The organism is Lacticaseibacillus jixiensis, from assembly GCF_042847315.1.
Taxonomy (GTDB): Bacteria; Bacillota; Bacilli; order Lactobacillales; family Lactobacillaceae; genus Lacticaseibacillus; species Lacticaseibacillus jixiensis.
In genome coordinates this window covers 51258-61594 of the sequence record NZ_BAAFPR010000017.1, presented here as the reverse complement: position 1 = coordinate 61594, position 10337 = coordinate 51258, and the positions used below count along the sequence as shown (strand labels likewise).

At 53.3% G+C, this 10337-nt stretch carries 12 protein-coding genes and 1 riboswitch; of the genes, 9 read left to right on the top strand and 3 right to left on the bottom strand.

The window, feature by feature from the left end; genetic code table 11:
- Positions 1–653 precede the first annotated feature (653 nt).
- Positions 654–786: riboswitch (FMN riboswitch) on the top strand.
- A 118-nt stretch (positions 787–904) separates the two neighbouring features.
- From ribD to ribH, 4 genes are read left to right on the top strand one after another with little or no spacing between them, the layout of a single operon-like run.
- On the top strand, positions 905–1957 hold the full coding sequence (ribD, locus tag ACGG90_RS10820) for a bifunctional diaminohydroxyphosphoribosylaminopyrimidine deaminase/5-amino-6-(5-phosphoribosylamino)uracil reductase RibD (RefSeq protein ID WP_390409326.1): 1053 nt from the start codon (positions 905–907) through the stop codon (positions 1955–1957).
- Entirely contained in the window at positions 1957–2559 is a 603-nt protein-coding gene (locus ACGG90_RS10815) for a riboflavin synthase (RefSeq protein WP_390409325.1), read from the top strand. The genes ribD and ACGG90_RS10815 overlap by 1 nt, the downstream gene beginning before the upstream one ends.
- Positions 2549–3763 carry a GTP cyclohydrolase II gene (gene ribA / locus ACGG90_RS10810; RefSeq protein WP_390409323.1) on the top strand — a complete coding sequence of 405 codons (1215 nt, stop codon included), beginning with the start codon at positions 2549–2551 and terminating at the stop codon, positions 3761–3763. Before ACGG90_RS10815 ends, ribA begins: the two co-directional genes overlap by 11 nt.
- Position 3764: 1 nt before the next feature.
- On the top strand, positions 3765–4223 hold the full coding sequence (gene ribH, locus ACGG90_RS10805) for a 6,7-dimethyl-8-ribityllumazine synthase (RefSeq protein WP_390409321.1): 459 nt from the start codon (positions 3765–3767) through the stop codon (positions 4221–4223).
- Positions 4224–4438: 215 nt separating this feature from the next.
- Here ribH and ACGG90_RS10800 read toward each other — a convergent pair whose 3' ends face one another.
- Positions 4439–4927 (bottom strand): TetR/AcrR family transcriptional regulator, encoded by a 489-nt coding sequence (locus ACGG90_RS10800; RefSeq protein ID WP_390409319.1) that lies wholly within the window; start codon positions 4925–4927, stop codon positions 4439–4441.
- 168 nt (positions 4928–5095) lie between these two features.
- Here ACGG90_RS10800 and ACGG90_RS10795 point away from each other — a divergent pair, with 168 nt between their 5' ends.
- Entirely contained in the window at positions 5096–5218 is a 123-nt protein-coding gene (locus ACGG90_RS10795; RefSeq protein WP_390409317.1) for a hypothetical protein, read from the top strand.
- 52 nt (positions 5219–5270) lie between these two features.
- Here the strand turns inward: ACGG90_RS10795 and ACGG90_RS10790 are convergent, their stop codons facing one another.
- On the bottom strand, positions 5271–5594 hold the full coding sequence (locus tag ACGG90_RS10790; protein WP_390409315.1) for a carboxymuconolactone decarboxylase family protein: 324 nt from the start codon (positions 5592–5594) through the stop codon (positions 5271–5273).
- A gap of 15 nt (positions 5595–5609) precedes the next feature.
- Positions 5610–6023, bottom strand: a complete 414-nt coding sequence (locus tag ACGG90_RS10785) for a cupin domain-containing protein (RefSeq protein WP_390409313.1) — start codon at positions 6021–6023, stop codon at positions 5610–5612.
- A gap of 441 nt (positions 6024–6464) precedes the next feature.
- Between ACGG90_RS10785 and ACGG90_RS10780 the strand changes: the two genes are divergently transcribed.
- The 4 genes from ACGG90_RS10780 to ACGG90_RS10765 all read left to right on the top strand — a co-directional run bounded on the left by ACGG90_RS10780 (position 6465) and on the right by ACGG90_RS10765 (position 10334).
- The gene (locus ACGG90_RS10780) at positions 6465–7649 is read left to right on the top strand and encodes an RNA-guided endonuclease InsQ/TnpB family protein (RefSeq protein WP_390409311.1); all 1185 of its coding nucleotides are present in this window, start codon (positions 6465–6467) and stop codon (positions 7647–7649) included.
- 163 nt (positions 7650–7812) lie between these two features.
- Positions 7813–8688: an SDR family NAD(P)-dependent oxidoreductase gene (locus tag ACGG90_RS10775; RefSeq protein ID WP_390409309.1), complete on the top strand. Its 876-nt coding sequence runs from the start codon at positions 7813–7815 to the stop codon at positions 8686–8688.
- 22 nt (positions 8689–8710) lie between these two features.
- On the top strand, positions 8711–9685 hold the full coding sequence (locus ACGG90_RS10770; protein ID WP_390409307.1) for an amidohydrolase family protein: 975 nt from the start codon (positions 8711–8713) through the stop codon (positions 9683–9685).
- 13 nt (positions 9686–9698) lie between these two features.
- The gene (locus tag ACGG90_RS10765; RefSeq protein WP_390409305.1) at positions 9699–10334 is read left to right on the top strand and encodes an NAD(P)-dependent oxidoreductase; all 636 of its coding nucleotides are present in this window, start codon (positions 9699–9701) and stop codon (positions 10332–10334) included.
- Positions 10335–10337: the final 3 nt, after the last annotated feature.

Below are 10337 nucleotides of genomic sequence, written 5' to 3'. Positions count from 1 at the left end.
CAGAATCGTCGTTGGTCTGGTAACTTGAGGCACTGATTGGCAAGTTGCCTAAAGTTGATACGATGAAGAAACTCTTGGAACAAAACGAGCCCGGCGTCATTTGAAAGTTGACCGCCGTCGGCGGTCACAGTCACATTGGTATTGCATTGCAGGGATAAGCTGGTTAAAGTTGAGATGGTGTGAAGCCTCGCTTTCGTGATGGTTTTTGTCGACTTAACCTTAGCATATAGGCGCACCCAATGGGTGAAACACCAAAGCAGCGCAGTCCCGTGTGAATCATGGGATTGCGCTGCTTTTTTGAAATTCTATGAATAATCCAGGCTTATAAGTATTGTACCGGTTCGCTACGCTCGTAAAATTGGGCTGAAGAGGTCTCATATCTTAGGCTCAAAGTCAGAGGAGTAAAACACTATGGAAGACTAAATCGGGGGAATTTGTAGCCACAATCCAACAACGATGACTGAATTGATCCATTGAGACAAATACTAAGGTAGATGGCGAATATCATAGCGACATTATGTGATTGAACATAGCAGTCAGAGTTCAATCAGGTGCCGGCTACCGACGTCACACCAGGACTGATTGCCTCCAGCTCGCACCTGCATACTTGCAGTTATCTACCAGATAGTGTACCCTAAAAGCGTTAACTGAATAGATTTCTTCGGGGCAGGGTGTAATTCCCGACCGACGGTGACTGTGCAAGCAGAAGTCCGTGACCCGCGATCAGCGGTGGACCCAGTGAGAGTCTGGGACCGACAGTGAAAGTCTGGATGGGAGAAGAAAACGAGTTTTCATTCCATTTTGTGGGCACTTTTTTTGCTGTGCTCCTCGGATGAGATCTTATTTAGCTTTCAATCATGGCCTCGCAAATTCTTGCGAGGCCATTTTTTTATGGAGGTGGAATATGATTTCAGATTCAGAATTCATGGCACTCGCTTGGCAACAAGCACGCCGCGGGGCGGATCAGACTTGGACCAATCCGCAAGTCGGCGCCGTGCTGGTGCGCGAAGGTCGGGTGATGGCACAAGGCTACCATCACCGCTTCGGCCAAGCGCATGCAGAAGTTGATACCTTGGCGCAGCTGCCGGATCCGGGCTTGGCAGCAGGCGCCACCATGTATGTGACGTTGGAGCCTTGCAGCCATTATGGCAAGACCCCGCCGTGTGCCAACCGGCTGGTGGCAGCCGGTGTGGCGAAGGTGGTGATCGGCCAGCGCGACCCCAATCCGCTAGTCGCCGGCAAAGGGATCGCCATCTTGGAAAAAGTCGGAATCGCCGTTTCCGTCATGGGGGAGACCGGTGGGTTAAACCGCGCGTATAACTTTTTTTATCAGCACCAGCGGCCTTTGGTGACGCTCAAATATGCCACCAGTGTCGACGGCAAGCTGAACGCGAACCAACCGGAGCGGACCCGCTTGAGCGGGCAGGCGGCGTTTTTGGACAGTCAGGCTGAGCGCGCCAAGCAACAGGCAATCGTGGTCGGCGAACATACGCTGTTGATTGATGATCCCAGCCTGACGGTGCGGACGCAGGCACTTGCGCATCCCCCAGTGCGAATCGCCATGGTGCGCGACGCAGACGCCTTGTCGCAACACTTGCGGCTGTTGACAGACGCGAGTGCGCCAGTCTGGCTGCTCAGCGAAATGCCTTCGACGCGTGATTGGCCAGCACACGTTCAAGTTTTCCCTGCTGACCACTGGACGCCACAAGCTGTGTGTGCGTTGGCGGCAGAACACGGGATCCAGGCACTGCAAGTCGAAGGCGGCAGTCGGCTGCAAGCCGAGTTTTTGGCCGCCGGATTGGCCGAGCAGCTGATCGTCTATGTGGCGCCGCTGACGCTGGGCGGAGATGCCTTGCCGGTGGCGCAAGGACCGGCTTCGGCAACCATGACGTGGCAACTGCACGACATGCAGCGCCTGGCTGCAGACGTCAAGCTCACCTACAGGAGGGATGTCTAATGTTCACCGGAATCATTCAAGGAATCGGGCGCATCGTTGAAACCAACGTGCAAGGCGAAACGGCGGTTTTGACCATCGCCACCCCACTGACGGCGGCAGAACACAGCCGCATCGGCGATAGCGTGGCGATTGACGGCATCTGTTTGACCATCACGGCTTTGATGCCGAGTGGCTTTACCGTCGACGTGATGCCAGAGACGATCCGCCGTACGAACCTGGTCGACCTGAGTGCCGGCCAGCGGGTCGATCTGGAATTGGCGCTGGCGGCGAATGGCCGCTTGGACGGCCATTTTGTCCTCGGTCATGTGGATGCCACCGGCCGGTTGGTCAGCCGCGAAGAAGAGCAAAACGCGGTGGTGTTGCGCTTTGCCTTTCCCGCCACTTTGCGGCCGTACATCGTGGCCAAAGGCAGCATCGCCGTCAACGGCGTGAGCTTGACGGTGACGACGGTGACGGCAACCACGTTTGGCATCAGCCTGATCCCGCACACGCTACAGGAAACCGTGCTAGGGGAACTGGCGGTGGATCAGCGCGTCAATCTGGAAACGGACATTCTCGGCAAATACTTGGTGGCCCAAAAGGAGATCGAACATGAAAAATAATCTGAAACAGCGTGTCGAACACGCGTTAGCTGTCTTGAAACAAGGCGGGTTGGTCATCGTGACCGATGACGACCAGCGCGAGGCAGAAGGCGATATGATCGGCCTGGCGCAATACGCCACCCAACAAAGCGTCAACACCATGGTATCCAAAGCGCGCGGGTTGTTGTGTGTGCCCATGGCGCCGGCAGTCGCCCAGCGTCTGGGCTTGCACCCGATGGTGGCAGACGCCACAGATGCCTTTGGGACCGCCTTTACCGTCAGCACCGATGCCAAAACGACCACGACCGGTATCTCGGCGGTCGATCGCGCCGACACGATCAGCCAACTCGCAGACCCGCAAGCTGAGTCCGGCGACTTTTACCATCCGGGACACGTTTTTCCGCTGATTGCCGCCGCAGAAGGCACCTTGGGCCGCTCTGGCCACACGGAAGCCGCAGTGGACCTGGCCAAGCTGGCCGGGGCACAGCCGGTGGCGTATATCTGCGAGATCTTGAAAAAAGACGGCACCATGGCGCGGCGCGAGGAACTCAAGCCGTTTGCAGAAGGCGTGCAGATGCCGTTGTTATCGATCCAAGACATCAAAAACTATCGCTACATGTGCGATCCGACGGTGGTGCAGGCGATTGCTAAGGTGGCTTTGCCAACGAAATATGGTGAGTTCATGCTCGAAGCCTTCACGACACCTGGCGAAAGCGAACCGACGCTGTTGCTCAGCTATGGCGAGATCAAACCGCAGACGCCGCTGTTGTTGCGGATCCATTCGGAATGCCTGACCGGAGATGTGTTTGGCTCCAAGCGCTGCGACTGTGGCGCCCAGCTGGCCAAGGCGATGCAAACTATTGCCGCCGCCGGCCAAGGTGCGGTGTTGTATCTGCGGCAAGAAGGGCGTGGCATCGGCCTGGCGAACAAGCTGCGAGCCTACCGCCTGCAAGAACAAGGCTTTGACACCGTCGAAGCCAACATCCACCTGGGCTTTGCGCCGGATCAGCGCCAATACGGCTTGGTCGCGGCGATCTTGGGGCAAAAGCAGATTGATACCGTGGATCTGTTGACGAACAACCCAGACAAAATCGCTCAACTAGAAGCGTTGGGGATCACGGTGCGGACCCGACAACCGCTGGAGGTGCCGGTACAGCCGGAAGACCAGCAATATTTAGTCACCAAAAAGCATAAGCTCCACCACTTACTCAAGGAGGTCGATTAACATGCCAGATTATCTAGGCGACACAAACGGTCGCGGGTTGCGGATCGGGATTGTCGTGGCGCAATTCAATGATATGATTACCCAGCGGCTGTTGGCAGGGGCGAAGGCAGCGTTGCAACGCAACGGGGTGGCAGCGGCAGACATCACCACTTGGTGGGTGCCCGGCGCCTTCGAGTTGCCGCGGGCGGCCAAACAGATGAGCGCGACTAACACCGTCGACGGCATCATCGCCTTGGGTGCCGTGATTCGCGGTGAGACGTCACATTATGATTATGTCTGCAGTGAAACCGCGCGCGGGTTGGCGCGCGTCAGCCTCGACGGTCCGGTGCCGGTGATGTTTGGCGTGTTGACGACTGACACCTTGGAACAAGCCATCAACCGCGCTGGCGGCAAAGGCGGCAATAAAGGGGCGGATTGCGCCACCGCCGTGTTGGAGATGGTGCACTTGCCCAAAGCCTGAAGATAAGTTATCGGGACCGCTATGCAAAAGTACCGCCAGATCAGCGTCTGGCGGTACTTTTGTGGTGAATAATGTACTTACGGTTGCAACGACTTACACAGCGTGTCTGCGAGTTGCTCGGCGTCGGGGGGCTCGGCCGAAAAAGAGGTACAAGATTGCGACTCCGCCGAGCAGCGACCCCAAGATGCCCAAGATATCGAAGTCCGGGTGGCCGATCAACAGACCGCGCTCGGCAGGTTGCTGAGTTCTGCGTGAATGGTCGCGCGTTGTGCCGCCGGGGTCGCGGCAATCAGCTGATCGCGACGGGTCTGGCTGTAAGCGACCTCGCTGACCAAGATCTTCAAGACCTTGGGATTGGCCTTCAAAAAGACGATGCGGTCGGCGACCAAAGGCTTGATGAAGGCCTCAAGCGTCGCGTATTCGCGCGTGAAGTTGCCTTCGACAAAGGCGGTGAAAGCCGCCGGAATCACCGCGGTCATCACGGGTTGCAAGATGGTATCGAGCAAGCCGGCCTTGTTTTTGAACTTGGCAAAGATGTTGCCTTCTGCCGCGTCTGCACGCTGAGCGATCAGCTTGGTACTGGCGTTGACGTAACCCATTTCTGCAAAATCGTCGATCGCTGCCACCAAGATCCGTCGCTGGCGTGCGGTCAGCTTGTTGAGTAGGTGTCTATCATCATATAATGCGAAATCTGTTTCTGCCATCATGTCACCTGCTTGCTTTCTGAGCTACCCAAACCATACCATTTCAACGCCTTTGGTCAACTGCTTAACCAAAGTTTTGCCCTTTTGGTCACAAAATCTCCTTGATTGATGGGCATACTATAGTCAACGTCAACCAACAGAGTGCTTGCGCTGAAAGGAAGAATAACTATGAATATTGCTGCTCACATTGCTGTTGTCATGGTGACGCTCGGTTTGATCGCCGCTTCCACCGTTGTCGCCGCCGGCCATAACCGCCACCGCGAACTGATCCCGATTAAAACTGAACATTAAAGCAAGAGACTCGTCGTTTGGCGAGTCTTTTTTCGTGATGCGGGTAGGATGATTAATTCTCTAAGTAAACTTCCTTCGCCAAGGCGAAAGCCGACCACGCTTTGGGCCAGCCGGCATAGAAGCTCAAGTGGGTGATCAAAGCGACCATTTCGCTTTGGGTCACGCCGTTGGTTTTGGCAATTTGCATATGGGACTTGAGTTGCGGGAATAGGCCTTGCGCCATTAAGGCGGAGCAAGTGATCAAGCTGCGGTCATGGGCGGAAAGCTCGGCTTCTTTAGCCCACACTTCGCCGAAGAGCACATCATCATTCAACGCCGCAAATTGCGGGGCAAAATCGCCTAAATTGTCGCGACCAGCTGTTTGTTTCTGCACCATCTTCAAACCTGCTTTCTAATCTGCTAAAGCGTCATAATCTTCGTCTGACACCGCTGCTAACCATTCTGGGGTGCCGGCAGTGATGGCAATGTGTGAAAACCAGCTGTCTTTGGTGGCACCATGCCAGTGCTTAACGCCATCATGGGTAACCACCACATCACCGGCATGCAGCTTGCGCGCCGGCTGGCCGGCTTCTTGATACCAGCCTGAACCACCAGTGACCAGCAGCAACTGGAAGCCATCATGGTGAATGTGCCAGTTATTGCGACAGCCTGGTTCGAAGGTGACATTGTCCACGCCGACGTTCACGGTCGGATCGTTAATGAGGGTATTGAGATAGCTTTGCCCGACAAAATATTGGGCATAGGCGTCGTTCTTGGCGCCGATCGGGAAAATGCCGTCGGTAACGCCTTGTTGGTTGTTTGACATGATAAGGTCCTTTCACTGCGAGTGGCGAGCCAATTGCTTGCAAGGCTTAGTGTAGCGCGGAGGTGGCCATGCGTCGAATACTTGTTAAGTGTAGGGGATATGCTTATCAGGCATGCGAGGAGACAAATGAACAGCCATAAAATAAAACTATGCGTGCGCATACTAATGTGCTACACTTGGTTTTGCATTTTACCAGAGTCGCTCATGCAAAGGAGGATATTAACAGTAATCGAAAATGTAGCATAATGTGTTAATTTGTAGCACTTAGTCGTTCCGCAGTAATCAAGTGGAAGGCAGAATGACCAAGTGCTGCGAAATGATAAACTCGTGAAAAATCACTGACTGGTGGATGGACAGATGATGATGGTTTTCATCATGTCTTGACAGAATGGTTTCATCTTCATTTGCTATGATATCCATAAGTAGTTTGGAGGTGAAAATATGTTAAGAACGCACAAGATCCGTTGCTATCCGAACGCGACAATGAGTCGTGTATTAGACCGAGCTTGCGATTATCGCCGCTATTGTTACAATCAAGCGCTTGCTACGTGGAATGGAATGTATGACGCGTCACTCGTGCTGGCAGACAAGATGGCACGGCCTAACGAGCGTAAAGTCCGCAATGAGTTAGTTGCCAACAAAGCAGACTGGCAATATAGCCGTTCCGCACGGATCTTGCAATTGGCGGTGCATGACTTGGCCCAGGCTTGGGCAAATTTCTTTAACCCGGAAATGCCAGATCATCGTAAGCCACGGTTTAAGTCGAAGAAGCGCAGTCGCTGCAGCTTTAAAACTGATCGGGCAACCGTCGTCAATGGTAAGTTACGGTTGGATAAACCGCATGGCTACCGTGATCGATGGTATGATATCCGGCTGGCTGAGAAGCCACGTTGGCCCGGAACTGTTAAACTCGCCGCTATTGTCAAAGAAGCTGATGGCTATTACGCTTGCCTCAGTATCGACGTGAACAAACCTGAGCCGTTACCGGAAAACCAACAAGTATGTGGCATTGATGCCAACATTGGCAAATTCGTCTACAACGATAACGAGGATATGTCTGCAGTCCGCGTATTGACTGAGCAACTGGTTAGTTTGTACAACCGCGTTTCCTTGTACCAGCGACGGCTCGCCCGCAAACGTCAATCAAATCCCAAGCACTTTCGCTCTAACAACTATCGCGCAACGAAAACCAAGTTGCAGCGGACCTATCAGAAAGTGACGCGGATTCAAAGTGATCTCTTACAGAAGTTCACGACGATGCTGGTGAAGACTAACGGCACGCTTGCCATTGAGGACTTGGACGTTAAGCATATGAAGATGAACAAGCGACTGGCGAAGAACTTACATCGCTCGTTGTTTGGCCACTTCAAGATGCTGATGAAGGACAAGACGCAATGGTATGGCCGTCAGCTGATTATAGTCGATCGGTTCTACCCTAGCACACAGCGATGCAGTCGGTGTGGGTTTGTGAAAACCGGCGACCATAAACTGACCTTGGCAGGTAATGAACTTCACGGTACCAAACATCACGAGTTTCATTGTTACAACTGTGGCGTTCAACTTGAACGCGACGAGAATGCCGTACAGAACTTGATTCAATATGCTCAGGGGCAGGCTATGTCCTAAAGGTTCAAGAGCCAGTCAATGTTGCTAGGTGTATACCGACGTAAGAATACTGGTGTTAACGGGACCTAATAAAATAATGAATGTACAACTATGAAAGGAAAAATATAATCCTTTACTAGTGTCATTAGACATTCTTCCACATTTTATATAGCAGTTGTCGATCTTGAAACAAGCAGTGATTATTACCGGGGCCAATTCCGGCCTGGGCTTTGAAACCACCAAACAAATCGCGGCCAGAAGCGATGCCTATACGCTGATCATGGCCTGCCGCAATTTGGACAAGGCGCAAGCAGCCAAAGCAGAGATTCTCAAGGCCAATCCGCAGGCTGATTTGATTTGTTTGGCCATTGACACGTCGTCGCTGGCATCGGTGCGAGAATTTGTCGCCGCCTTTAAAGCCCTGCAGCTGCCGCTGTATGGCTTGGTATGCAACGCAGGCATCGCCGGGCGGATGCCGACGACGACTAAAGACGGCTTCAACAATATTTTTGAAACCAATTATTTAGGACACTTCTTGTTAACGCAGTTGTTGTTGCCATTGTTTGCAGCTGACGGCCGCATCGTCACCGTCAGCAGCGAACGCCATGACGCCCCCCTTAAAGGCGTCGCTTGGCCTGGCGCTGAGGCGTTGGCGCATGTCGGGGTGCAACCTGATATCGATCCGCAAAGCTATTCGTTTTCCAAGTTGTGCATGATCTTGTTTGCTTATGCATTAGGCCAGCATTTGTCCGCCGCAGGCCAAACAATCGCCGTTAACACCGTCAACCCGGGATTAATGATCGAAACCGGCTTGTCCAAAGACAAATCACGCTTCACGCCAGAAGCGTTGGCGCGCTTTGCCGATTTGCTGGCCACCGCCCATGATTCGGCGACGATGATCACTGATTTGATGCTGGATGCCCAATTTGCCCAAGGGCCGGTGCGCTATTATGATCGGCGCAGCGATCGGCCGGTGGCATCATCGAAGCTCTCATATGATGCTCAAGTGCAAGCCGAGCTTTGGGACTATAGTTTGCTGGCAGTGGGCTTAACTAAGTAGCTTGTTGTCAAAGGAGAAAATCATGAAATTAATCACCGTTGAAGAACATTATGATACCGACCGCAATATCGCGGAATTTGAACAATACTCGCCAGTCAAGAACAACAACCCGCGCCAAGCCCAATTGCGGCCTGATTTAGTTGATTTCAAGCGCAAAGTCGCTTATATGGATGAACACGGCATCGACATGCAAATCATTTCCGATGCCGGCAATTCGCCACAGCTGTTGCCTGATCAATACGCCGTTGCCGGTGCCAAAGCCCAGAACGAAACCTTGGCAGAAAACATCAGCCAATATCCGACGCGGTTTGCCGGGCTGGCAACGCTGCCTGCCAATACCCCGGAGCAAGCAGCACAGATTTTGGAAGAGGCGGTGTTGAAACTGGGGATGAAAGGCGGGATTATTTCCGGCAGCGTCAATGGCCAGTTCCTAGACGATCCGCGCTTTGAGCCGATTTTTGCCATGGCCGATCGGCTGCACACCACCTTGTATTTGCACCCAGGCATCATCTCCGACGACCAAAAGGCCATGTTATATGAAAGCAAAGCCTACAACGCCTTGACAGCCACGATGATGGGCGGCGCGATGTGGGGTTGGCATATGGAACAAGGCATTCAGCTGATGCGCATCATCACCGCAGGAATCATGGAAAAGTATCCGCGCTTCAAGGTCGTCTCAGGGCATTGGGGCGAATTTATGCCGATGTTCTTGGAACGCATCGACGGCTTTGGGCCCTTCGTGTCCGACTTGCCGCTGAAGTTCTCGCAGTACTACAAGCGCCAAGTTTATCTGTCACCATCAGGGATGTTCACCGCGCCGCAAATGCAGTTGGCCTTGACGGAAATGGGTGCCGATCACATCATGTGGTCAGAAGACTTCCCTTATGTGCAAGCCGGCGATCAAGTGCGCCAGTTCTTAGCAAAAGCGAACTTGACTGATGTTCAGCGTGAAGCCATTGCCCACGGCACTGCTGAAGCGGTTTTTGACCTGAAATAGAAGGAGAAGTTATATGAAAATTGCCATTATCGGCGCCACTGGTCATGTTGGCCGAGCCATTACCAGAGAAGCCATCACGCGCGGTTATCAAGTGACCGCCATTGTCCGCAATGCCCACAAAGCTGAGGCGTTGTTCGGCGACCAAGTCAAGATCTTAGCCAAGGACGCCATGGCTTTAACCAAAGCAGACCTGACTAATGATGATCTGATCGTGGATGCTTTTGCTTCCGCCAAAGCCTATGAGCATGTCGATTTGGCCGCGCGGTTGGTCAGTTTCTTCCGTGAAGATCAAACGATCCAGTTGAGTTTTGTCATTGGCGCTTCTACGCTGCACAAAGCAGACGGCCAAACCATGCTTGAAGACACGCGCAAGCGCTTTGCCGGTGCACCTTGGCTGGTTGGCATGGTTGAACAAAATCACGAGTTTGCCTTCTTGCAGCTGGTGTCGGATGTGAACTGGACAGCAGTCACTCCATCCACTGACTTTACTGATGGGCCAAAGACTGCCTATCGCTTAGGGGCCAGTGAAGTGATCACCAGCGCGGCTGGCAAGCCTGAAGTTTCGGTGGCAAATTTTGCCGCGGCAGTGCTTGATGAAGGTGAAAAGCCTCAGCACTTGCGCGAGCAGTTTGCCGTTGTTGACAAATAAGGA

Excerpts from the sequence above, each read along its gene's own strand:
- ribD (WP_390409326.1), top strand. The coding sequence starts at position 905 with ATGATTTCAGATTCAGAATTCATGGCACTCGCTTGGCAACAAGCACGC.
- ACGG90_RS10815 (WP_390409325.1), top strand. The coding sequence starts at position 1,957 with ATGTTCACCGGAATCATTCAAGGAATCGGGCGCATCGTTGAAACCAAC.
- ribA (WP_390409323.1), top strand. The coding sequence starts at position 2,549 with ATGAAAAATAATCTGAAACAGCGTGTCGAACACGCGTTAGCTGTCTTG.
- ribH (WP_390409321.1), top strand. The coding sequence starts at position 3,765 with ATGCCAGATTATCTAGGCGACACAAACGGTCGCGGGTTGCGGATCGGG.
- ACGG90_RS10800 (WP_390409319.1), bottom strand. The coding sequence starts at position 4,927 with ATGGCAGAAACAGATTTCGCATTATATGATGATAGACACCTACTCAAC.
- ACGG90_RS10795 (WP_390409317.1), top strand. The coding sequence starts at position 5,096 with ATGAATATTGCTGCTCACATTGCTGTTGTCATGGTGACGCTCGGTTTG.
- ACGG90_RS10790 (WP_390409315.1), bottom strand. The coding sequence starts at position 5,594 with ATGGTGCAGAAACAAACAGCTGGTCGCGACAATTTAGGCGATTTTGCC.
- ACGG90_RS10785 (WP_390409313.1), bottom strand. The coding sequence starts at position 6,023 with ATGTCAAACAACCAACAAGGCGTTACCGACGGCATTTTCCCGATCGGC.
- ACGG90_RS10780 (WP_390409311.1), top strand. The coding sequence starts at position 6,465 with ATGTTAAGAACGCACAAGATCCGTTGCTATCCGAACGCGACAATGAGT.
- ACGG90_RS10770 (WP_390409307.1), top strand. The coding sequence starts at position 8,711 with ATGAAATTAATCACCGTTGAAGAACATTATGATACCGACCGCAATATC.
- ACGG90_RS10765 (WP_390409305.1), top strand. The coding sequence starts at position 9,699 with ATGAAAATTGCCATTATCGGCGCCACTGGTCATGTTGGCCGAGCCATT.